Here is a 23198-nt window from a genome sequence, read left to right on the forward strand (position 1 = left end):
GAGGAGGCTGCGAATCGAAACGTTGCGATCGCGTTTAGGCGATGAAGGCGTTGAGCAAATCGTGGAGTTTGATGATGAAGCGTCAACGCTTGAAGCAGCGAGCCCTCAGCTTATGGCTGCCCGATTGGCCGCTGCAGCGCGTGCGTCTGGAACGACCGGCGCTTAAGCGCTGCGAACTTTCCCTTTATTGCCAGCAGCACGGAGCGCTGCGTCTCATCGCCTCCGACCGTTACGCCGCCGGGACGCCGCTGGCCGAGGTTGTCAGGGGCAAGGTGGAACAACACGATCCCGACGCCGATCGGGAGACGCTGCTTCGTCTCGCAGCGTGGTGCGAGCAATTTAGTCCCATCGTCGGCATCGAGCCGCCAGACTGCCTCCATCTTGATGTAACAGGCCTAGACCTTCTGTATGGAAGCGAAGAGATTCTTGTCAAGAAAATCGCGGAATCGTTCCAGCGACGCGGGCTCGGCGTGCGCGGGGCAATCGCCGACACCGTTGGCATTGCCTGGGGAGTTTCGCATTACGCTTCGCAGCCATGGTCCATCGTTCGGAGTGAAGCGCTGTTTCGTTCTTTGCCAATCGAAGCGTTGCGAGTTGTTGACGACGTTGCAGTGTTTTCCGAGCTCGGCGTGACGAAGATCAACCAATTACTGGCGATTCCACGCACTGCGCTGGCCAGTCGTTTTGGTTCGGAACTCATCAAGCGAATCCGGCAAGCAATTGGAGAAATTCCCGAACCGATAGTTTCGCATCGTCCGCCGCCAAAGATCCAAGTTGAAACGCGTTGCGAATACCCGGTCGGCGATCGCTGCGAGTTGCAGAGCATCTTGAGCGGATTGATCCAGCGCGTCGCCGCCGAACTCGCACGTCGCCAGCAAGGAGCACTTCAGGTGCGCTGCGAATTTCAGTCCGAGCGGGGGCCGCTCTCTTTTACGGCAAGTCTCTTTCGACCGACTAGCGATTCTGCGCATTTGCTGGAATTAGTCGTCATGCAACTCGATCGCATTGCTATTGTCGGGCCGATTGATTGCGTAACGATGGCGGTAACGTCTCACGCCCCATTGACGACTTGGCAACAAGAGCTGTTTGAGGATTCGCGGCGCGAAGAAAGTCGCCGCGTGGGCTTGCTAGTTGATCGCCTAAGCAATCGATTAGGGCGGGAAGCGGTCGTTCGCTCCATTCCGCAGCAGGAAGCTCAACCCGAATTGGCGGTTCGATACGAGCCTCTCGCCGGCGCTGTACGCAGTAAGTCGAAGCGAGTGTTCTCGAAGATCGTGCGTCCCCTGCATCTCGAAATCCAACCGCGGCCGATTAAGGCGCTGGCGGTTGCTCCGGATGGTCCGCCGCTACAGTTTCACTGGCATGGCGATCATGTGGTACGGCGTGCGTGCGGCCCCGAACGAATTCAAACGGGCTGGTGGCGAGGCCGTTATGTCCAACGAGACTATTACCGGGTGGAGACTTCCGTAGGGAAGCGCTTCTGGCTCTTTCGCGAGTTGCGTTCAGGAAAGTGGTTCTTGCATGGAGCATACGACTAATGCCAGACTCGCAGCCTGATAAGCGCCAACCGATTGAGCCAAGATGGCACGCCTGTTCCGAAATTCCCTATGCTGAACTTCACTGCAAAACGAATTTCTCGTTTCTGGAAGGAGCGTCTCATGCCGACGAGCTGGTAAGTCGCGCTTCAGAACTGGGGTATCGGTCCCTGGCGATTACCGATCGCAACAGCTTAGCGGGAGTCGTCCGCGCGCATGGTGTCGCGAAGCAAATCGGATTCAAGTTGTTGATTGGCGCCGAACTCACGCCAAGCGACTCACCCGCAGTCGTGACGCTCGCCACCGATCGCGCAGCTTATGGGCGTCTCTGCCGTCTCCTGACATTGGGGCGACGGCGTGCTCCCAAGGGCGAATGCCGCCTAACATTCGACAATGTCGCCGAGCATGCAGAAGGGATAATTGTTTGCATCGTCGGCGATACGTCCCTCGAACATATTCGAAGCTATCAAGAAGTATTTGGCAACCGCTGCTACTTGCTAGCTGAGCTCCACCGCGGGGCTGACGATCAGAGAGTCTTGGCAGAGCGCGTTCGCCTAGCAAAACAAGCAAAAGTTCCGCTTGCTGCGGCAAACGACGTTCACTTCCATGCCTCTGGACGCCGTGCTCTTGCCGACGTGCTGACGGCTACGAAGCATGGCTGCACCGTGGCCACCGCCGGTGATTTGCTCTTTCCCAACGCAGTTCGTCATCTCAAGACGCCGGAAGAGCTGCGAGAATTGTTCGCCACGGCCCCTCGAGCCTTACAGCGGACTATCGAGATCGCCGACCGCTGCACATTTTCACTCGATGAGCTTCGTTACGACTACCCCAAGGAACTTGCTCCTCATGGAATGACGCCGTGCGAGCATTTGTTTCGTCTCACCTGGGAAGGCGCGCGGGGGCGGTATCCTAATGGCGTTCCCGACAAGGTTCATCAGCAAATTGAACATGAGTTGCAGTTGATTCAAGAGTTGCGTTACGAAGCCTATTTCCTCACCGCCTGGGACTTGGTTCGTTTCGCTCGGTCAAAAGATATTCTTTGCCAAGGTCGCGGTTCGGCGGCCAATTCCGCCGTCTGCTACTGCCTCGGCGTCACGTCAGTCGATCCAGAACAGATGGAAGTCTTGTTCGAACGGTTTATTTCACGCGAGCGCGACGAAGCACCGGACATCGACGTAGATTTTGAGCATGAGCGTCGTGAGGAGGTGATTCAGTACGTCTACCAGAAGTACGGACGCGATCGCGCGGCCATGACTGCCGAGGTCATTACTTACCGCCCCAGATCCGCAATCCGCGACGTGGCGAAAGCACTCGGCTTCTCGCTCGACGCCATCGACGCCATTTCTAAATCACTAGATCCTTACGTAGCGCTAGACTCAAAGCGTTGCGAAGCGGCCGGCGTCGACCTTAAATCGCTCGCGGGAAAGCAACTGCTAGCGCTGACCAACGAACTAGTGGGCTTTCCGCGGCATCTGGGACAGCATGTGGGCGGGATGGTCATCACAGATTCGCCGTTGTGCGAACTCGTGCCAATTGAAAACGCGGCAATGGAAGACCGCACTGTCATCGAATGGGACAAAAATGACCTCGATGAACTCGGCTTCCTGAAAGTCGACTGCTTATCGCTGGGGATGCTCACGGCGATTCGTAAATGTTTTGAGTTTGTTCAAAAGCATCATGGGCGAGAGCTCACGCTGACCAGCATCCCCCAGGAAGACCGAGATGTTTACGAGATGATGCATCGCGCCGACACCATGGGCGTTTTTCAGATCGAAAGCCGGGCGCAGATGAGCATGCTGCCGCGACTGAAACCCGTCTGTTTCTACGATCTCGTAATCGAAGTCGCCATCGTGCGGCCGGGACCGATTCAAGGCAACATGGTGCATCCCTATTTGCAGCGGCGGGCGACGGGCGAAGTGCCGACGTATCCGAATGACGCTATTCGCGGCGTTTTGCAACGAACGCTCGGCATTCCGCTATTTCAAGAACAAGCGATGCAGCTAGCCGTCGTCGCGGCACAGTTCACGCCCGGCGAAGCCGATCAACTACGGCGCGCCATGGCGGCCTGGCGAAGGCCCGGCGTCATCAATGAATTTCGCATACGCTTGCTGCGTGGCATGCAGGCTAACGGATTGTCCGCGGAGTTCGCCGAATCGGTCTACCGTCAGATCCAGGGATTCGGCGAGTACGGATTCCCAGAGAGCCATGCGGCGTCGTTCGCACGGCTGGTATATATCTCGGCCTATTTAAAGTTCCATTACCCTGCCGCATTCTGCGCGGCATTGATTAACTCGCAGCCGATGGGATTCTATGCGCCGGCGCAGCTCGTCCGCAATGCTCAAGCGCACGGCGTGACGGTTCTGCCGGTAGACGTGAATCGCAGCGTCTGGAACTGCACGCTGGAAGATGTATCGCTCCGCTTGGGATTGCGTATGATCGTGGGAATGCCGAAAGAAGATGCGGCCCTGATCGAAGTTCATCAACCATTTGGCTCGATGGACGAGGTACGTCGCGGCGGGATTTCGCAACGTGCGATCGAGCGCTTGGCTCGCGCCGACGCCTTTGGGTCGCTACAAATGAATCGCCGGACGTCGTTGTGGCAATCGTTGCGTCCCGCGTCTACCGCGCCTCTGTTTCAGGCTGTCGAAGACTCGGAAGAAGAGGTTCTTTTACCTGCCATGGAAGGTACCGACGAAGTCTTTGCCGACTACGACGCCACAGGATTGTCGTTGAAAGCCCATCCCGTTTCATTCTTACGCAGCCGACTCGACGAGTTCCGCGTTGTGCCGGCGGCTCGTTTACCCAAACTCCTCGATGGTTGCCAAGTCAAAGTCGGCGGGCTAGTGCTCGTTCGCCAGCGCCCCGGCACCGCTAAGGGTATAACGTTCGTCACGCTAGAAGACGAGACCGGCGTCGCGAACTTGATCATTCGTAAGGATGTGTGGGAGCGGTTTCAACACGTCGCGAGAGCAGCCCCGGCATACATTGCCAGCGGCCGATTACAGAATCAGCAAGGCGTTGTTCACGTCCTGGTCAGCCGGCTGGAAAATCTGCACGAACGCATCACCCATTTGCGGTCAAAGTCTCGCGACTTTCATTGATGTCAACAGGCGAGAGCAACAAATCGCAAATGCTCCTGCGGTTCCCCCCTTCCCTCCCATGCGGACTTCTACGCGACGACCCTCGACATGCTCCTAGAGTATCTCGCGGTTGAAGTCGTCGTCTTGTGCGGCTTCGCATCCAACATCTGCGTGCTCTTCGCCGCCAACGACGCCTCATGCGGGACCTTCAACTTTTCGTCCCGCGCGACTGCGTAGCGGCCAATGAGGCAGACGAGAATGGACATGCGCTGCGTCAATTGTCGCAGGTGCTGAAAGCCGACTTATCACCGCCGGTACAACTCGACCTCGAGAAAATCGCGTGTTGAAGCTGCTTGGAGAGATCGCGTGAGAGGATGTAGCGTTTAATTCGCCACTCGCGCAGCCCCAAGGTTTAAGAACCGGTCCGGAAATTGCGACTAAGGACGCCAACATGCAACGGAGCGACTGGCTATGCGATGGATTGTCAAAACATTACTCGACGGCGTTTACTGTGACGAGTTTCAGGCTGAGGGTGATCCGATTATCCCAGTTGATGGCTCTGAGATCATGATTTCCGCAGATGGCGACCGGTTTATCCCCGCCACTGTGATGGAAATTGACGTCGATAAGAGCAAGTCGCCGGCGGTGCTGAGGATCATCTGCCGCTCGCCCTCCGACCCACGGCAAGCGTTCAGCGATAGCACTTAGATGTAGTTCACGGCGTTGCGTCGAACCTGATCGTACACCCTCGCCAGTCGCCGTAGGTCGTTCTGCTCTCCAAAGGCCACGGCGGCTGGTGTTATTAATTTAACCGACTCGCGATTTCAGTACGGCTTCTTACCGATGCGGCGGCAAGCGTCCTGTGGTAGCCGCAAACTAACACTGAACCACGCAATTTGCTGACGAGGACAGAGTCTTTAATACGACATACAGATCATTGCCGCCGCATGTTCTACGCTCCTGCGGCGACGAAAGCGTTGCGAAGATGGTCGCCGCACCGAGCTGCCCCTCGGTGCGGCGTCACTTCCAACACGCCAGCGTGCTCGCACTGGCGTGTGGGGCGAACCCACTACGACCGCAGCGGTTCCGAGCGAATCCTCCGAGATTTGCTTCCATGCCTGTGTCTGCCAAATAACGTCAACTTTGGGCGGTGGCCTTCGAGTGTGGATCCGCCGACTTCTGCATCAGTGGACGCCTTTAGGAGGTCGGCCTTCTTCATTTTGATGGGCAGTCCCGCGAGTCACGGCGCGCCGCTTGCACTGCGTGTACCATCATTGATTTTGCCCTGCAGAAAGAACCGGCCGTGCCTAGTAATCACACCGCCCTCAACGAAGTTCGCGAACGCCTGAAGGTTCGCGGCGACACGTTCCTCAACTCGGATGGGAAAAGGCTTCTCAGCGAGTTAAAGAACTTCGCGTCGAAAGATCCTGCATCTGGAGCTGCGAAGGCGATCAAGGAAATTGAACACCGTCGCAGCGAGAAGATCGAATAAGGAAATACACCATGGACACCGAAACGCTGTTCCCGCTGGAATACCAGGGCAGGATAATTCCTTGCGAGTCAGCCGACGATCGAAAGCTGCTGCAATCGGCGATCTTATTGGACGGCCATCGCTCAGACTGCGATCAGTATTCCTCGGCCGAACTGACTCAGATGAGTCGAGTCTGCGAGCAGTACAACCTCACCTCGCTTGCCCGATTGACCGCCGAATTGGCGAAGCGGCGCGATGAGGCCGAGCGGCCCTAACATCTACGTAAGTTGCCCTGTGCGGGATGGTGCCCGGGGCAACCGATGGTCGGCCCGGTCCAGGATGCTCTAGGAGAGTTAATGGCCGGGCCGACTGTCAATTTGGAAGTTTGAGCTTGATAGAGCCGACCAATGAGTCACGCGGACTCTAACGGACCGCAATTTCGGCTGATGGTGACAGCATCCAGCAAACAGCAATGATCGAGGCGAAATCCCGATCAATGCAAGCTCCAAGGGGCTCTCGTAGCGATGGCCAACTTCTTTGGCGCCCGCTCTCTCAGCTGTGAAAGCGGTTTGAAAAAGGTGAATCAGCGGGGAGCTTTTTTCTTCTCCAATGCTTTCTGCGGCGACGACTTCGCTTTAGGTTTTGCAGCCTTCGTTTTCTTCTTCGTTTTCTTTACAGTTGGGGCCGGCTTGGTTGCCGCAGCTTTCTTTTTCGCAATCTTTTTGGCAGCCTTCTTCGTCGGTGCTTTTTTGACGAGCGATGTGGCAGCCGACGCGACATTCACCGCCGCCTTCTTCGTCACGGCAGCAGCGTTCCCGATATTCTCGGCAGTGACCGTGGCGGCGGCTCGCTTAATTGGTCTTTTCCCCTCGGCCGATGCATTCCCGATCAACGCGCCGGCTACCCCGCCTGCAATGGCGCCTACTGGTCCCGCGATCATACCCCCGATAACGGCGCCGCCGATTCCGCCTGCCGTTTGCTTTGAGACTTCAGGCAGGTTGCGTTTCGCCGCTGATTTTTTTTGAACCGACTTTTTAGCCATGATGATCCTCGCCTTAATGAGGGTTAGGGAACTTCCAAGCGACTGCGCTGCACGTTTGGCGCCGTTGTCGGTCCTCTCAATCGCATCATCAGCCAAATAAAAAGACCCGGCCAAAATTGGCCGGGCCCGTAAAGAACTGACAGATGGCTGGCTCGAACTAGGTCAGGTTCCACATGCACATGACGATGCGTCGGGCTTCCAATTCTCCTCTGTCTCTTTGGAATTCTTTGCTAAGTGGACGTGCCGATCGACGCGTGCGACCCAGTTCACAGGAACGAAATGATGCTGCCCATCTGGGCTATCGTTCTTTGTCAACTTGATTGCCGCGCCCTCGACATGGTCGACAACGCCGACCTTCTTGCCGCACGATGCGATGACGTCCATGTGGTCTTTAATTGCAGCCACGCCGCGGTCAGTCCCTTCGCCGGGATCGCCCATCCCCGTCTTCTCTTTCACGAAGTCCACTGCGTCTTCCGCGCCGGTGGCGATGCGCGATCCCAAGTCTTTCGCTGCCTTTGCCACTGCATCGCCTGCATCGGCGACATTGTTCTTAATTTTATTTGCCATGATCATTCTCCTTCGAAAGGGACGACAGCGATGAGCTGCCGTATCCCGTGGTTAGTGAGGAAACGGGTAGGTTTGAGTGCCTGCCGCGGAACGTTAGCGGTTCTCTCGCCGCTCGATTCGATCCCACGCATCACGCGAAGCGTGCCTCGCCCTCTCCCACCGCAGGTCCGATTCCGTCTTACCGGTTTCCCATTCCTGCTGCAGCGTCGGCTCGGCTTCGTCGAAAGATTTGAGGGCCATCGTGCCCGCGATTCCCAGCCGTAGCGGTAAGCGGGAGCGCACTCGTCGTAGGCGACGTCGGCTTCGTAGTAGCCGCGCTTCGGATATTCTTACCGCCAATAAGCATCTTCCCTCGTCGGGTCGATCTACTCTGCTACGCCTTTACCCGCCAAGCCGCCGGCGACGCCGCCGATCACAGCTCCTACCGCAGCGCCCACCGGGCCGGCAACAGCGCCGGCTGCAATCCCAGCCGCAGCTCCACCCGCTGCGGCGCCTAGGCCAGCCCCGACGGGATGAGCGCCAGGTTCGCCCGTAATCGCATCACGGTTGGCATCAGCTCGTTGGTCGACTCGATGTGTAGACATGATCCGCCTCTAGTTTGGTTTCATTGAGTCGGAGGTTCTCATTACCCCCTTATGAACCCATTAATCGGGCAAGTATTGTGCCAGCGACCGCAGAGGTCGGCATAGCGGTCGCACGCGGCTCCGTCATGGTGTGGCATACGGACGCCGCTTCACTGCGCCAGCAGCAATTTGGTAGGCGGACTTTTCAATGAGTTACGCCGATGTCTTCAGTACGGTACCGTACCGAAGAGTCGCTATTGTTGCACTACATTATTCGCCATGGCTAACAAACCCGGCGCACCGAAAAAGCCACCAGAAGCGCTTCGTGGCGACCCAATTCAAATTCGATTAACAAAATCTGAGAGGCAAGCTTGCTAAGATGCCGCCGCGCGGTCAGCGCTGAAGCTCACCGTTTGGGCGCGAAATGCGTTAATCATCGCAGCCAGTAATATTAGAGAACGCTAAAATATTAGAGAACGCTAAACAGCATCCAACCAGACTTGGCATGCTGCGCTGCAACGCATCATCGTTTCTCACCGTGTCCGCGTTGAGCTGCCGTATCTCGCCCCGGGCTGAGTTCTCCCGTGGCACCGCCGCCAGCTCTCCCGCTGCCCGGACCTGTACGGATTGGAACCTCTGTAGCTTCATCCTGTCCAACTCGCACGAGCTTAGTGGGAACGCCGTGCTCAGCAGCTGGGACGCCGATGCCGGGTTCGCCCTTGCCAACGAGTGGTTTCTTCGGTTTTGACATGACAATTTCTCCTGAGAGCAAGCAAAACGTTTACCAACGTTGCTACTGGCGTGCCGCTCTCAAGCCCCGCAGGAATTCCGGTGGGTCCCCAATCGCAACAGGGAATTGAACCACGCCCGGATCGCGCAGTAGTAATCCGCCGCGGTTGTGCGGTAGGAGCGTGAAGTCAGCTGGTAAACCGCAATCGCCGTACCTCTCCAATCGAAGGGTAGGAGCGTCCAGGAAAAATAAGCGACGGTCGCGATCTAAGACGATCGAGCGGGCACAGCAATTGCTTCTATCTCCAGGACACCCCAACAGGCGACGTTCCAATGCGCATTCGACTGGAAGCCAAACAGACTATCGCCGTCGACGAAGCTGAGTGGCGAATGGTATGGTCAGGAAACTGTTCCGACGCGACTGGCGAGTCCTACAGCATTTGGACGGCAGGCATCATGCAAGATCGTCGAGGTAGGTCGCTAATCTATGTTGTACGAGATGAACCCTACGTACAGTCCGATGCATTAGGTGAACTCGGTCGCCCTCATCCGGAAGATATCGCGCCAATCTTGCGTCGCCTCTGCGAGCGAGCTGGTCTCGACGACTTTCCTGAGTCGTGGGAGATACCAGCGATCAAAGCGACAGTCAAGGCAGAGGGATAGCAGTTCGCCAGAGCGTCATGTTAGTTATTGTCCAGCGCATCGCATCGCATGCTCCAGAAATGAGCTGTGGCCGTGAATCTGGAAAATCTCTTCGCTGTGCACACGTCTTTACTGGAGCTAGCTATCCGCGGCTCAGTAATGTACTTGCTTCTCTTAGCTGCCCTAAGGGTTTTGGTGCGACGTCACGTCGGTTCAATGAGCTTGATGGATTTACTCCTCATGGTTCTCATTGCCGACGCGGCCCAGAACGCAATGGCGACCGATTACCGCTCAATCACTGAGGGCGTCGTTCTGTGCGGAACGCTGATTGGCTGGAACTATTTTCTTGACTGGCTTGCCTACCGTTCGCCGTTTGTGCAAAGGCTGCTGGAACCGGCTCCCCTGCCAGTCATACGCGATGGCAAATTCATACGGCGGAACATGCGGCAGGAGTTCATCACCGAGGACGAGCTGCGAGGGCAATTGCGCGAGAAAGGCGTCGAATCGATTGATAACGCCGAACTGGTATGTATTGAGTCAGACGGTGGTATTAGTGTTCGACTTCGTGGCTAGAGCGCGCGCTGGGGTTCAAGCTTGAGGCGCCTATCTATCTCATTTCCGTTTTGTACTTCACTATGGAACGCATCGCAATACTCAGCGGCTACGGGACCATTAGCCAGCCTAAAGACACTGAAGGCGTCGGATACAAACTGACTTTCGAAGTGACAAAGGGTTCGGCGTCTGATGACGAATTGCAGCACTACTTCAAGAGTGGCGAGCTATTTCCGTTCACCTACAATGGCGAGTCGCTCGCAGTCTCCCTTAAATCAGTCACCTAGAAAACTGGTAACTGCGTGTATGAAGGGGCAGCTGGCTTCCTTCGCCCTGGAATGGGCGCGGCGGGTGGATGAAATCACGACTCACGTCATCATCGGTAATGTTGCATATATTCTCGACGTTGCCACTCTGCTCAGCCAAGCGTGCAAATGGCATTACCAGTCGGCCGCGCGGCGAACGCCGTACCGACACCGCTGGCAACACTCAAGAGCAAATATTTCCGCTATTGAGACTCACTTCATCGCGCAAACCGCGCACCCAATACGTACCTTAACACGCTCACCAATCTAACAACACATGCGGTCAATCTGCAGCGCAAGCTTTATGGCTCTGATAACGCTACGTGGCTCCAAGTGATTCGAAGAGATTCAGCTAACGGCGAAACCATCGCCCGTGTAGTGAATGCTCTGCGGGCCTCTTTGTTGAACCTTTACTCAGAGCCAGCCAGCCTACTGCCCGCCAGGGAATTCTGGCCCGCGTCGACACTCTGTCTAGTTATTGTCCGAGTAGCGGCGCTCACTAATGCAACTCCCGACAGAAGCTCGCCATGGTGCGAGTGCGACCAGTGCTTCATCTCAGCTTAAGGTTCATTATTCGATACTCATCTTGTCGACTTGACGGCCCGCAGCGTTATCGCCACGAGCTTGAAGTTCGGGAAAGTAGCGATCGCCGCATCGATCATACGTGCGAAGTCGTCGTCGCCTTCCGAAAGTTCCGATTCGCCGCCGACGTGAATGCCGAGGCCGACCAAAAAATCTTCTTGATTGCCACTCATCACGTCGACGCGCGGGGCGATGCGGCGGTTGACTTCGCCGACCCGCTCAACGCCGCCGCGATCCTTCCAGAGGTTGGGGCGAAAGTTGAGGTCGTACAACACGATCATGCAATTAGCGTGCGCCTGCGTGCAGGCTTCGATGACGACTTCGGCCGTCGTGTCGGAAAGCGACGCGAAGATGCCGCCGGCGTGGGACCAGCTGGTTTTCTGCGTGCCGAACAGCGCCTTCCAGTCTACGGAACCGACGGTGAGTTGGCTGGCCGCCGAGTGGCCCCAATCCGAGACGGCGAGGGTGCCGCGGACTCTGAATCCGCGCTCCGTGAAGTTGAGACCGTTGCGCACGCGGCGGTCAATGCCGTCATCGGCTTGCCACTGCAGGTAGCTGAGGTCGACGCCACCTTGCAGCATAAGGTCTTCAGGCGGCCGGCCGACTTCATTGTCGACGAGCGCCGTGGCGACGGCCGTGCGCATCCCGAAACAACGCCGCAGTCCGCGCGCGACGTTGTACTCCCCTCCCCTTTCCCATGCTTGGAAACTGCGGGTGCGGCGAATGCGGTTCTCGCCCGGATCGAGACGTAGCATCACCTCGCCGACAGTGACGCAGTCGAAGCGACGTTGTTCAGACGGGAGGAGCGCGAGCGCTACGGATTCAGTTCCTTGAGACGAGAGGCATCAACGACGCTCAACTTTACAACAGGGCCTTAGTTTTTGGAATCAGCCGCTGGGCGAGCGAGCACGTCGGCAATCGACGCGTCGAGCCAAGCCTCTTGCTTCGGGAACGCCTCGTACGATTGCAATTCCTCCAGAAGCGGATCTTCCGGATCAACGCTCGCCGATTGCAGCATTGCATAGTCTTGGAGCGATTCGGCGAAGACCTCCCAGCGGATCGAGTCGATCGGGCCGTTGTCGCCGGGATAGACCACAAACGCATCGCCATGCGGCATCCCTGGCCACGCACCGGTGGCGGCGTCGAGAAACGGGTTGATGGGAGTTCCGGTGCAGAACACGAACCAGTAGTTGTGCCCCCAGTGGAGGAAGCCTTTCGCCTTCAGTTTGTAGAATAGCCAGCCGGCCATGCGGAGCTTGGGGAGCGGCGTGTCGTGGAACCGTTGCAAGTAGCGGCCGCGCGGGCCGCAGCAGAAGTAGACCCAAGCAGGACAGCCAACCGCGGTAAATTGCGGGGCTGTCGCGATGCTGGGAATCGGCATGTCGGTGACCCCAGCGGTGGCGAAGTGAGGATCGCTCATGGCGTCCATCACCTTCATCCAGGGCGCCAGGTCGCGGAGCAGCGCGCGAGCGCTCTTGTAGTCCGCGATCTGAACTTCACCGTCTGGTTCGTCGGCGCAATGGAACAGCGAGCGACCGGAAACCTGTTCTTCCTCAAGCACTTGCTTGAACTGCGGAAGGAATTGTTCGAGGAACCGGCGGTACGTGTCGGAAGTGGCGCTGATCTCGGGCGCCCACAGCAGTTTGCCGATCTTGCCGTCTCCCCAGCGTTCGAAAATGCGTTGGGGGTATTTGCCGCTGGTAGGGGCTGGCGTGAAGAAGTGAGTCCATTCGAGGTACTCGGCGTTGTTCTTCTTCGCGATTTGAATCCAGCGGCGGACGTCGCTGAAGTCGAACTCGTACTTGTCTTCCCCGACGCGTCGAACTTTGAGTAGCTGCGCAGGGCGTTCGAGAATTTCGTGCCGCGCGTTGAAGATCGGCGAATAGACGACGTCGAGGTTGTGAGCGGTGAGATCGGCGACGTAGGCGTCGGCCAGTTCCCAGAACCGTTCGCTGAAGGGTTCGGTCTTGTAGTATTCCCAGATCGAATCGGCCGAGATCCAGTGGGTGACCGGGAAGTCGTTGCGCTTTTCGAGAACAAGCGGGCGGATGTCGACGCTGATCGGCAGTTCGACCGACTGCGGCGGCACGCCCATCCACTGCGGGAAGCGAAATTCGTCTTCGATGGTGAGCTTGGCGTCAAGCTTGTTGGCGCCGACCTGTGCATCCGCGGGGATGTGTAGGGTGATCCAGAAGGCGCCATTGGACGAGGGGCCGATATGGGCCGTCTCTTCCGGGAACAGCGGATCAGGGGCCAAGCCAGGGAGATGGCCGACGCCATCGAGCTCGTCGACCGGAACGTCGGTGTCGAGTTGCGCGATTGGGACGTAGCCGACGCGGCGGACGCGGACGCTCCAACCTTGCGGGGCCTCGACGGCGGCGCGGACGCGGATGCTGCAGTCCCGCAGATTGCGGAACGCGAGTTGGAACGACAGCTGGGCGTTGCGGGCCGAGGTGAGCTGCAGTTCGGCGGCGCTGCCGGGCTCGGTGTTCGGAAAGATCCGCTTGAGCGAGGTCTCGCTCCAAAACTGCACGCTCTCCTTCTCAAGCGGCGTGCCGACGCGATCTACCGAGGCGGCGGCGAGCGCGACTCCCGCGGGAGCGGCGGCGGAGACGCCTACGGCCGCCGTTCCGGCGGCCAGCGTTTTAAGCATGTCGCGGCGTTGCATATTGATTCTCCGAGGTGGGGTAGCGAGTGGATTGGTCGTAGGCGAGCAGCGAGCTCAATGAGTTCGCCCGCTCCGCCGCCGCGGCAAGACGCAAGCTGCAGCTGCCGTTAGGAGTAACACCGAGGTTGGTTCAGGAATGCTTGCTGCAGAGGCCGGCGTTTCTGCGCTGAACTGCCGCTGCCAGACGAGAAAGTCGGCGCCATCCGTCACGCCATCGCCGTTGGCGTCGGCGAGCTCGTCGAACCCGAAGCTTTCTCGCCAGCGAGCAAGATCAAGTTCATCCACGCGGCCGTCGAAATTGAAATCGGCCGACTGCAGGGCAGCGTACGAGGCGGCAAAATGCGCCTTGGCGACCGGCGTCGTGAACATCGCGTATTCGATGCCCTTAATTTCCTCAACGAACCATTCAATGGGCGAGCCATCCATCGAGATCGAAGTCAGCTGATCGCCCGACCAATCGAGCGGCAACATCAGCGTCAGGTCGAAGTCCGCCGCGCCGGCGATGTAGTCGAACTCCAAGCTGCCGGGGGCGTAGGCGACATTGGCAAACTGCGATTCGTTGCGCGCGAGGTTAAAATCGAGCAGCTTCTCCGCCGACCACATCGGGATGTCGCGCTCCTGGCAATATTGCCAAATGGCGTTGGCCCATTCGTGCGTGATGTCCGTACCGTAGTAACGGACCGGATGGATGTTGTTGACGAAGGCAGAGTAGTAACCTTCCCGCTCAGCCGTTTCGAACATCGTGGTCATGATGTTGACGGCCTGCTCGCCCGTCATGCCGAAGTTGCCGAACCATTCGTCGGTCCACTGCGTGGCGGCCTGGTAGATGCCGAGCATCTGGCCATTCTCGTCGATAAACCGTTGGGCCAACCCGCTGCCGGTGAAATACCCGTTGGTGGTGACGGAATCGAACAGATTGCCGTTGAGATAGTGATAGTAGTTCGTGTCGAGTTGCGTACCCCGGTTCGCCTCGATGCGGGCCATGTCGACCCAGCCGGTCCAGTCGATCGTATGGCTGCGCGCCGTGCGGGCGGTGTGTCCGAACTTATTCTCCAGCGCCGAGACGACGCGGTCGTAGGCGTACGTCATGTGGGGAGAGGCACCAGCTCCGTCGATGCCATCAGCGTACATGTGGACGCCGACTTCGTGGCTGGCTGCGCGCCAAGCCGCTTCCTGAGCGGCCGTCGTGTTGGCCACGCCGATATCACGGAGGTACACGCTGAAGGTCCCACCGTAACTCGCGGCATCGTTCAATACCTGATTGAACTGGGCGCCGTAGTTATCTTCGCCGTCGCCCGTATTCACCATCAACGTCTTGTGATTCCCGGGCAGGTACCACATCCGCGGCATCGGCGCCGAATTGGCGTCGATGAGGACGTTCGCGAGGAACCGTTGCAGCTCGTCGGCATGCGGAATCGCCATTCGCTCGACGTCGTAGTAGGTCCGCCCGTCGGTTCGCGTGAACATGTCATGCGGCCGGTACTCGGGAACGCCGTCGCCTTCGGTATTTTTCCAATCGGGATTGCCCTGACGGGTGAGGACGACGCTTTTGGCAGGATCGAAGCTGAAGGCAATTGCCTGCCCCGCGCCGTAGTAGTTCGAAGTTACTGCCGGATAGTTGGAGGGAGTTTCGGCGTTCGCGTAAAGAGAGGCGACGGCGGTAGCGCCTTGCAGGTTGTAGTTCGCCGCCACCCCGTGATATTGAAGGGCGCCCTGCGTCATGCCGGCTCCCGGTCGCTGCGACGGATCGACCGCATAGTACTGCAGCGTCCGCTCGGGGCGATTGCCGGCGAACTCAACTCCGAACACGTCGGAGAGTCCTGTATCTGGGCGAGCGCTAATGAGCGTCCCACCGGCCGCCACGTAGTTGCGCAACAGCGTATGCTCCCCGGGCGACAGCGACATCTCTGCGAGGACGATTGCCTTGTAGTTGCTCAACGGCGATTCGTTCGCCGCTGTGAGCGACACTCTTTCGCGTTGCTCGAAGGCGAGCAAGCCTTCGCCGCGCATGATCTCGGCAAAGTAGTTGCCGAACTTGTTCTGTGCGGTCCCGTCCGTAAGGACTAGCACCGGCGCCGCGGCCTGAATTGTCGCGTTCGCGAGCACGCAGAACGCGGCGACGATCGCAAGCAGCCGCTGCAGTGAATGGAGAGCCGTACTCACGGAGGCGTCCTCTACCGATCCCGCCGACGTCGAGCGACTCGCCGCTCGACGTCGTGGTTGAGGGGGTGGGCGATCAACCCTGATCGCCCGCGGCGCTTACAGCACGCCGTACTGATCGAATACTTCGCGCAACGAACGCCCCGCTAGCAAATCGCGCCGCGTGAGGCTTTCTTTGCCCATCTTGTCGTTTGCCATCTCGAGGACTTGATCTTCAACGTCCCGCGGCACGACGACGACGCCGTCAAAATCGGCGAATACCAACTCGCCCGGATGAACCAGCACATCGCCGCAGCGGACTGGCACGTCATACGCCATGACGCGGCCGCGCCCCTTGCTGTCGAGCGGGCGGATGCCGGCGTAGAAAATCGGGTAACCAATCTCGATGATCTGCCGGCAGTCGCGGATCAGGCCATCGCAGATGCAACCGGTGGAACCGCTCCGCTTGGCGAGCGTGCTCATCAACTCGCCCCAGGGAGCGTTCGTCCAACTCGCATCGCTGGAGTGGACCGGCACGTCGCCGGGCTTGAGGTCGTCCATCACGTCGATCTCGAGGCCGTATGGATCCTCTTCAATGACGTAGTCGACTTCCATCCACCGGAACGTCCGCGCACGGCCGACGATGATGCAATTGTCCGCATCGAGCGGACGGAGGCGGTGATGCATCGCCTGAGAGCGGCGGCCGATGTCGTCGAGGATGTCGCAAACTGCGGGGACGCGGAGGTGCTCGCGAATCCAGGCGAAGCGGGAAGGATCGTCAGTCGGAATGGCCATGGCGCAGAAAAATCAATCGAAAGGGTGTTAGGCGTGCGAATGCTAAGCGTCGGCTCGGCCCGCGTAGGCGATGCAGTCGACCTCGTACTTCACGAGATCGCCCAAGCAGCCGACAAGCGTCGTTCGCGCAGGGAACGGCTCGGAAAAAAATTCGCGATAGATGCGATTGTGGGCGTCCCAATCTTCCTGCCGTTGCAGATAGCAGCGAACTTGGACCACGCGATCGAAATCGAGACCCGCGCCACGCAGCACGCGCCCCAAGTTCTCGTAGGTTCGGCGAGCTTCGTTCTCGAATTCATCGTGAATGATGGCGCCGTTCTCGTCGGCCGACGCCATGCCGGAGACGAATACGTAGTCCCCCGCACGGATACCGGGCGAGAACGGCAGCGAGCTGTTGATGATTCCGCCGCCGCGAATTGGGATGATGTCTTGAGGCATGGCAATACTGCAACGAGCGATACGAAACTGAAGCAAGGGCGAACGCGCCGCTGACAGTTCGGCGGCGAACGCCAATTTGGCGTTAGCGAGCTTCCACGATCCGCTCTGGTCCCGTGGACCGCGGCGTGTGCCGAGCGGGCCGCTGCACGTTTCCTGTCAGGCCGAGCGCAGCGGCCAACGATCCAGGAGTTACAGCCAGCCCGCTCGTCGCCGATAGTTCGCATGCGGCGGTGACTTCCAAGGCCCGAACGCCATCGCTCACGGTCGCCAGATCAGCGGAACCGCGATCGATCGCATCGGCGAACGTTCGGTACTGGCGCTCCCAATGCGGAGCCAACGGCGGCAGCGCGAACGCCTGTTCGCCCCCGCCAACTTCCAGATGGCCAACGCCGGTAACGCAATTGAAGTCGAGCCGTCCCTCCGGACCGTTGACTGTGATGGTCGATGGCGGAAGTTCGGGAAGTAGCCAACCAATTTTCACGTCGAGCGTTGACTGATCATCGAACTCAATGCGAGAGTTCCAAACGTTCGGACCGCTGAACGACGGCGACGTTTGCTGGGCGACGGCACTAACGCTCCGCCACGGGCTGTGGTTCCACAGGCTCACGTAGTCGATGACGTGCGATCCCTCGTGCGTCATCGCCGAGCTGTTGCGGATGAAGCTCTGGATGCGGGCAAGGTGAAGCGCGTCGTCTGGGTTGTAACGTTCGTCGTAAACTTCGACATTAATCTGCAGCGGCAAGCCGAGCGACGGCGCGAGTTGCCGTATGTACTCGACCCAATCGCCGTAACGCAGCACGAAGCCGATTTGGTACACGCCGCGATGCTCTTCAACTGCTTGGAGCAAACGACGCCCTTCAGCGACCGAGACGGCAATCGGCTTCTCGTCAAGAACAGCGAGGTTCAGACGTAGGACTTCGACGACGACGTCGGGGCTGATCTCCGGCGGCAGAGCGAGCACGACCGCGTCGAGACTGTGTTCGCGAGCGAGTAGTTCGCGCCAGTCGCTGTACTGCGGTACGCCGCCGGCGCGATCGGAGAAAAGTTTAGCGCGGGCGGGATCGACGTCGCAAATTGCGGCCAACTGGAAGCGATCGCTCTGCAAAATCGTTGGGAGATGGCCGCTCTCGGCCACCTCGCCGCATCCAATGAGTCCAACGGAGATCACGCAATCACCTCCCGTTCCATCTGTTTCGCATCGCCGGCGTGAGCCGTCGCGTTGCGTTGAGTATCAGTGCCGCCGGAGTTCTTCAGCCCCAAGCCATCCGGCCAATGGGCGTGCAAAATCTCTCTGATGAGCGGGACGACGATATCGAGAATCGCCTCCCCCTTCGCCGACGAGGCGCAGCTCGGCTTGCCCCACACGCCGCTCTCTGTGAAGCGGTCGAATGGAACCGAACGAACCGTCGATCCGCCGGCCAGGAGATCGAACTTCAAGAGCGGCGATGTTGGCGTCGCGCCGTCGTCGACAATCGCCGACTCGTCAACGAGTTCAGATCGCATCGTCATGACGAGGCTTGTCTCGAACTCGCACGCATGCCCCACCGCAGGGTAGTCGCCCTCGACAAGATGCCGCAGCCGTTCGCCCGCCATCCGGAACCAGGTGCCGAAGACGACGTCGACTTCTGGCAGCAGCGTCGAAAGCTTTTCGGCGACGACGCCACCGACTGAGATATTGCCGCCGTGGGCGTTCAGCAGGAAGAAGCGGCGGAAGCCGTGGCGAGCTGCAGAACTGACGATCTGCGTCACTATGTTGATGAATGCGGCGTGATCGAGCGTGAGCGATCCCGGGAATGCCATATGATGTTCACTGCAGGTGGCCGGAAGTCCCGGCAGCACAAGCAACTGATCGCCGCAGAGCGCGTCGAGCCGGGCCGCCAAGCCGTCGGCGATGATTTGATCGGTTGCCAACGGCAAATGGGGGCCATGCTGCTCGGTAGCTCCGAGCGGCAGCACGCAGATCGTCTCGCGTGAGACGCTGCCGAGTCGCGGCGAATTGAGTTCAATCCACTTCATGCGCCGCGCGACTCCATTGGGAGGTAGCCGACGAAGCCAACAATCTTCCAACGGCCGTCGACTTGGTGGAGTCGGTAGACGCTCTGGGCCGAAAGCTGGTACCGCTCGCCGTCGGCCAGCGGTTCATCAGCCCAGAACTGCTTCCACACAATCGCCCGGTCATCAGCAATCTCGACTTTGGCGAACGATTGCATACGGTAAAGCAATTCGCGGTGGGGCGTGGCGGCGAGCGGAACCTGTAGGTATCGCTCGGCCATCTGCAGCCAATCGTCGCGATATGATTCAACCGTCGGGTAGCGGAGAGCCCAATCGATGGGATTGAACGAGCCGTTCGCCGTGATTCCTTCAAACCGATCGTGTGCGAAATCGCCGTCGCAAACCGACCAGTCGGAAGCGGCGAACGCATCGGAATCGCGGGCGATCAGGATCTCCCACAGCTCGCCGCGATCGGCGTCGGCGCTGTAGGGATTCGCGTATGGATCTGCTGAAGCAACGTTGGTCATCGATTCGGTCACTAGGTGGGGAGTTCCAGTTCAAACGATTGCGTTGGCGCGACGAAGCGGTTCACTCCCGCCTTCTCGTCGGCTAACGCCGCAGTTTGGGCACTACGCAGCCAACTGAGGAAGAAAGCGAATCCGCTGATCACGGCGGCGATGGCGAGGCCCGCAGCGCTTTGCCACTTCAACACGACGGCCATGAAAAACGCATAGGTGATGGTGAAGCAGAAAACGATCCCGCACACCGAAGCGACCAAGTCCCAGCGGAGCTCGCGACGCTGCTGACTGAGATCGATTAGCCCTTCCGCGGCGAGCTTGTTACGTACCGAGCTCCAAGCTCCGTGCGGGCGGACCTTCAAATAAAAGTTCCGCAGCGTTTCCGCGGATTCGGGCGGCGTCAGCAATGAGATGACGATGCTTCCCACCAACCCGATGCCCAGCAGCAGCAACGTCGGCTGCCAGGTGGGGCAGCTCTTGCCGTCGAGCGTAAACCAGACGAAGCTCGACAGCGGGACCGAGATCACTAGGCCGAATAGTTCGCCCCAGAGATTGAACCGGGACCAGAACCAGCGAAGCCACGCGAGCGGCAGCGCCGGGGCGATCATCGCAGCGTTGATGAAGAAGACCCACGGGCCGATATCGCTGATGCCCAAGGCGAGCGCGGTCGCCATGATCATCATGACGACCATCGTCACGCGGGCGACGATAATATGCTCCTTCTCCGGTGCATCGGGACGGATGTGCCGGCGATAAAAGTCGTTCACGACGAACGACGAACCCCACTGCAGCATCGTGCCGACGGTGCACATGTAGCCCGCGACGACCGCAGCGATCAGAATGCCGCCGAAGCCGGGGACGCGATCGGCGTACTTGATCACCAACTGCGACCACACGCTGATCGAACCGGCGGTCGAGCCGTCGGGGAGCAGGATGGTCGAGTTCTTCACATCGGCTGCCGGATAGAGGGCGATTGCCAACATGCCGAGTGGCAGCAGCGGAATCATGCGGACGACCAACGTCAGTACGCAGTTGAGCATCTGGCCCAACACAGCGTGGCGTTCGTCCTTCGCGGCAAGGCAGCGTTGAGCAGTCCAACCCTCGCCAGCGCACGGACTGCCGGCAAGGAACAGGCCAACGATGCAGAGCGCCATCAGCGTCATCGGGTCGACGTAGCTATTCGTTCCCGACGAAGGGGGCAGTACCTGCCAAAAGTCGGCGCCGCGCTGCGTCATCGCCTTGTCGAGAATCGCTTGGTAGCTGCCGAAATCTTGAACGCCAAAGAACCACACTGCGAGCGCTGCGGTGAAGAAGATGGCAAACTGCGGGATGTCGATGTACGCCGCGCCAAGCAATCCGCCGAGCACCGTATACGCCGTGCCGATGGCGCCGAAGACAATGATGACCGTGAGCGGCGACCAACCGAGTAGCGGGGCGAGCATTTCCGAAAGCATCGCCGTACCGTAACCGAGAAACACGGTCGCCCAGCCGAAGCAGGCATAGAGGCCGTAGAAGCCGCGGAACGCGGCGGCCGCTTTCCCTGAGTAGCGGAATTCGATCAACTCGCCCGTGGTGACCAGCCCGCTGCGGCGCCACATTTTCGCCCAGAAGACGCCGACGAGCGGCATCCAGATCGGCCAGGCGATCCAAGCGATCTGATTGAGGTACATGAACCCGCCGACGAAGAATAGCCAGACCCATCCCCCGCCGCAGTCGGAATAGCCGGAGACGTTGGCGAAGCCAATCACCCACCAGGGCAGGCTGCGCTCGCCAATGAGGAAGCCGTCGGCGCTCTTCGTCGCGGCTCGCGAGAAGTAGACGCCTAGGCCGATCATCGCGACCGAGTAGATCGCAATGACGCCCCAGTCGGTCGCCGACAACGACAGGTTGAGTAAGGCAAGCAGGCTCACGCGCTTCTCCGATCGTGCGGTTGACTGCGGAAGTCAGAAAGTCCCAGCAACGCCAAGGCGTCGCGATGAATCAAGCGTTCAATTTGCTCAGCCGGCAGCGCGAAGCGATCGATCCGCACTTCTGCCAACGATCGCAGACCGGCGATCGTTTCCGTCACGGTCGTCACGGGGTAGTCGGTGCCGAACAGAATCTTGTCCCAGACGTTGTACTCGTGGACGAGCATCAAGCTGTGGAACAGCTGCCACGGTCGATAGGTGAGCGCGCTAATGTCGGCGAACAAGCTGGGATGCTTGCGAATGACGGCAACCGTCTCGCCTTCGTACGGGTGTCCCAAGTGGGCGAGAATCATCTTCACGTCGGGGAAACGCCTTGCGACGACGTCGAGATGACGCGGCAGCGTGCAATCGATCGGCGCCTTCGACACGAACGTGGTGCCCGTGTGCAGCAGCACCGGCAGTTGATGCTCGCCGGCATAGCGCCAGAGCGGATCGAGCCGTTCGTCTTGCGGGTAGAAGTCGGCGTACATCGGCAGCAGCTTGATGCCGCGTAAGCTGTGCCGCTGATGACCCTCGCGAAGTTCCTCTTCCCACCCTGGCTGCGTCGGGTCGACCGAAAGAAACCCGATCATCCGGTCGGGCGCCTGGGCGACGTACGACGCCACGTCAGCGTCGTTCACCCACAGCCCCGACAGACGTGCCTTGCCGCCGAAGACAATCGTGACGACCTCTTCGTCAGTCGGCAAATTGTCGCGATAGCGCTCGTACGGCGTGAGCAAGTTCACGGCGCTCGCCCGCATACGGCGCGCGTCGGTCATGAACTCTTCGTTGAACGAACCTTCCGGCCAGCAATGAGCGTGGACGTCAATGATCATCTTTTGCCTCCCGCCGATGAGGCCGTTGCAGTGAGCAGGAATTCGTCGAGCTTGAGCAGACGGACCGAGTTTCCGTACAGGATGAGATCGAGTTCCGCCGGGGTTAGCTTCGCTTCCGTAACGTTGTCGATTCGCTCGGGCAGCAACCGCCAGCCCGCCGCGCCGAAGTCGGAACCGAAGATAATCTTCTCGGCGCCGCCGAGTGCCACCAAGTGCTCAAGATCGCCTGGCCGCGGGCCGCAGAAGCAGCCGTAGAGGTTCGGAATCTCGCGAATCAGCTGAGCTGCCGGGCTGACGTAGTCGGCCGAGCCGGCATGGCCGAGCACGATGGTCGTTTCCGGCGACCAACGGGCGAGATCGGCGACTTGGTACGTCGTCGAATAGGGCGGCGTCCCGTCGTGTAAGAGAATCGGCACTTGGTGCTGCGCGGCGACGTGCAGAATATCCATCATCGTGTCGCGGAGCATGCTCGACGCGAACGCCTGCAGCCACGGATGAAACTTGATGCCGCGGAAGCGGGGATTTGCGAGGCAGCGCTCAAGTTCGTCAACGGCTGCACGCCCTAGCTTGGGATCGACCGTGACGAAGGGAATTAAGCGATCGGGATACTCGTTCGCACGGCGGAGGAGCGCTTCGTTGTGCGGGATGCAATCCTCATAAAAACCCATGATCGTGAAGACGCAGGCCGCCTCGACTTCGAAGCGATCGAGCGTCGCGACCATCGAACTCGGCGAATCGCATGGCACGTGGAACCAGCGTTCGTCGAGGTGCGCGTGGAAGTCGATAATTCGCGTCATC

23 protein-coding genes are annotated in these 23198 nt (G+C 59.3%); 7 read left to right on the plus strand and 16 right to left on the minus strand.

Annotated elements, in window-relative coordinates:
• The first annotated feature begins 71 nt into the window (after positions 1–71).
• A complete protein-coding gene (locus PLANPX_RS20895; RefSeq protein ID WP_172992218.1) occupies positions 72–1538 on the plus strand; it encodes a Y-family DNA polymerase in 1467 nt (488 codons plus the stop codon).
• Positions 1538–4636, plus strand: coding sequence for an error-prone DNA polymerase (locus PLANPX_RS20900; protein WP_152101953.1), 3099 nt, complete (start codon positions 1538–1540; stop codon positions 4634–4636). The genes PLANPX_RS20895 and PLANPX_RS20900 overlap by 1 nt, the downstream gene beginning before the upstream one ends.
• A 68-nt stretch (positions 4637–4704) precedes the next feature.
• Here the strand turns inward: PLANPX_RS20900 and PLANPX_RS28160 are convergent, their stop codons facing one another.
• Complete coding sequence (locus PLANPX_RS28160) at positions 4705–4881, minus strand: hypothetical protein (protein WP_232536207.1); 177 nt, start codon at positions 4879–4881, stop codon at positions 4705–4707.
• A 205-nt stretch (positions 4882–5086) separates the two neighbouring features.
• Here PLANPX_RS28160 and PLANPX_RS20910 point away from each other — a divergent pair, with 205 nt between their 5' ends.
• The 3 genes from PLANPX_RS20910 to PLANPX_RS20920 all read left to right on the plus strand — a co-directional run bounded on the left by PLANPX_RS20910 (position 5087) and on the right by PLANPX_RS20920 (position 6361).
• Positions 5087–5323, plus strand: a complete 237-nt coding sequence (locus tag PLANPX_RS20910; protein ID WP_152100605.1) for a hypothetical protein — start codon at positions 5087–5089, stop codon at positions 5321–5323.
• Positions 5324–5918: 595 nt separating this feature from the next.
• Complete coding sequence (locus PLANPX_RS20915; RefSeq protein WP_152100606.1) at positions 5919–6107, plus strand: hypothetical protein; 189 nt, start codon at positions 5919–5921, stop codon at positions 6105–6107.
• Between the two features lie 11 nt (positions 6108–6118).
• Positions 6119–6361 carry a hypothetical protein gene (locus PLANPX_RS20920; protein ID WP_152100607.1) on the plus strand — a complete coding sequence of 81 codons (243 nt, stop codon included), beginning with the start codon at positions 6119–6121 and terminating at the stop codon, positions 6359–6361.
• Between the two features lie 308 nt (positions 6362–6669).
• Here PLANPX_RS20920 and PLANPX_RS20925 read toward each other — a convergent pair whose 3' ends face one another.
• The 4 genes from PLANPX_RS20925 to PLANPX_RS27830 all read right to left on the minus strand — a co-directional run bounded on the left by PLANPX_RS20925 (position 6670) and on the right by PLANPX_RS27830 (position 8279).
• Entirely contained in the window at positions 6670–7128 is a 459-nt protein-coding gene (locus PLANPX_RS20925; RefSeq protein WP_152100608.1) for a hypothetical protein, read from the minus strand.
• A 162-nt stretch (positions 7129–7290) separates the two neighbouring features.
• On the minus strand, positions 7291–7695 hold the full coding sequence (locus tag PLANPX_RS20930; protein ID WP_152100609.1) for a DUF2171 domain-containing protein: 405 nt from the start codon (positions 7693–7695) through the stop codon (positions 7291–7293).
• Positions 7696–7788: 93 nt separating this feature from the next.
• Positions 7789–7935: a hypothetical protein gene (locus PLANPX_RS27825; RefSeq protein WP_198421783.1), complete on the minus strand. Its 147-nt coding sequence runs from the start codon at positions 7933–7935 to the stop codon at positions 7789–7791.
• 125 nt (positions 7936–8060) lie between these two features.
• Positions 8061–8279: a hypothetical protein gene (locus PLANPX_RS27830; RefSeq protein WP_198421784.1), complete on the minus strand. Its 219-nt coding sequence runs from the start codon at positions 8277–8279 to the stop codon at positions 8061–8063.
• 1590 nt (positions 8280–9869) lie between these two features.
• Here PLANPX_RS27830 and PLANPX_RS20940 point away from each other — a divergent pair.
• Positions 9870–10202 (plus strand): DUF421 domain-containing protein, encoded by a 333-nt coding sequence (locus PLANPX_RS20940; RefSeq protein ID WP_198421785.1) that lies wholly within the window; start codon positions 9870–9872, stop codon positions 10200–10202.
• Positions 10203–10264: 62 nt separating this feature from the next.
• Positions 10265–10468, plus strand: a complete 204-nt coding sequence (locus tag PLANPX_RS20945) for a hypothetical protein (RefSeq protein ID WP_152100610.1) — start codon at positions 10265–10267, stop codon at positions 10466–10468.
• A gap of 599 nt (positions 10469–11067) precedes the next feature.
• On the opposite strand, the gene PLANPX_RS20950 is transcribed toward PLANPX_RS20945, so the two are convergent.
• The 11 genes from PLANPX_RS20950 to PLANPX_RS21000 all read right to left on the minus strand — a co-directional run bounded on the left by PLANPX_RS20950 (position 11068) and on the right by PLANPX_RS21000 (position 23197).
• Complete coding sequence (locus tag PLANPX_RS20950; protein ID WP_152100611.1) at positions 11068–11823, minus strand: hypothetical protein; 756 nt, start codon at positions 11821–11823, stop codon at positions 11068–11070.
• Positions 11824–11942: 119 nt separating this feature from the next.
• Positions 11943–13736, minus strand: coding sequence for a DUF4091 domain-containing protein (locus tag PLANPX_RS20955; protein ID WP_152100612.1), 1794 nt, complete (start codon positions 13734–13736; stop codon positions 11943–11945).
• A gap of 54 nt (positions 13737–13790) precedes the next feature.
• The gene (locus tag PLANPX_RS20960; RefSeq protein WP_152100613.1) at positions 13791–15899 is read right to left on the minus strand and encodes a hypothetical protein; all 2109 of its coding nucleotides are present in this window, start codon (positions 15897–15899) and stop codon (positions 13791–13793) included.
• Between the two features lie 96 nt (positions 15900–15995).
• The gene (locus PLANPX_RS20965; RefSeq protein ID WP_152100614.1) at positions 15996–16670 is read right to left on the minus strand and encodes an RraA family protein; all 675 of its coding nucleotides are present in this window, start codon (positions 16668–16670) and stop codon (positions 15996–15998) included.
• 42 nt (positions 16671–16712) lie between these two features.
• Positions 16713–17108 (minus strand): RidA family protein, encoded by a 396-nt coding sequence (locus PLANPX_RS20970; RefSeq protein WP_152100615.1) that lies wholly within the window; start codon positions 17106–17108, stop codon positions 16713–16715.
• Positions 17109–17190: 82 nt separating this feature from the next.
• The gene (locus PLANPX_RS20975) at positions 17191–18276 is read right to left on the minus strand and encodes a Gfo/Idh/MocA family protein (protein ID WP_152100616.1); all 1086 of its coding nucleotides are present in this window, start codon (positions 18274–18276) and stop codon (positions 17191–17193) included.
• Positions 18273–19124 carry a creatininase family protein gene (locus PLANPX_RS20980; RefSeq protein ID WP_152100617.1) on the minus strand — a complete coding sequence of 284 codons (852 nt, stop codon included), beginning with the start codon at positions 19122–19124 and terminating at the stop codon, positions 18273–18275. Before PLANPX_RS20980 ends, PLANPX_RS20975 begins: the two co-directional genes overlap by 4 nt.
• Positions 19121–19627 carry a hypothetical protein gene (locus PLANPX_RS20985; protein ID WP_152100618.1) on the minus strand — a complete coding sequence of 169 codons (507 nt, stop codon included), beginning with the start codon at positions 19625–19627 and terminating at the stop codon, positions 19121–19123. Before PLANPX_RS20985 ends, PLANPX_RS20980 begins: the two co-directional genes overlap by 4 nt.
• A gap of 11 nt (positions 19628–19638) precedes the next feature.
• Positions 19639–21528 (minus strand): sodium:solute symporter family transporter, encoded by a 1890-nt coding sequence (locus tag PLANPX_RS20990; protein ID WP_198421786.1) that lies wholly within the window; start codon positions 21526–21528, stop codon positions 19639–19641.
• Positions 21525–22400 carry an amidohydrolase family protein gene (locus tag PLANPX_RS20995; protein WP_152100619.1) on the minus strand — a complete coding sequence of 292 codons (876 nt, stop codon included), beginning with the start codon at positions 22398–22400 and terminating at the stop codon, positions 21525–21527. Before PLANPX_RS20995 ends, PLANPX_RS20990 begins: the two co-directional genes overlap by 4 nt.
• On the minus strand, positions 22397–23197 hold the full coding sequence (locus PLANPX_RS21000) for an amidohydrolase family protein (RefSeq protein ID WP_152100620.1): 801 nt from the start codon (positions 23195–23197) through the stop codon (positions 22397–22399). The genes PLANPX_RS20995 and PLANPX_RS21000 overlap by 4 nt, the downstream gene beginning before the upstream one ends.
• Position 23198: the final 1 nt, after the last annotated feature.

The organism is Lacipirellula parvula (assembly GCF_009177095.1).
Taxonomy (GTDB): Bacteria; Planctomycetota; Planctomycetia; order Pirellulales; family Lacipirellulaceae; genus Lacipirellula; species Lacipirellula parvula.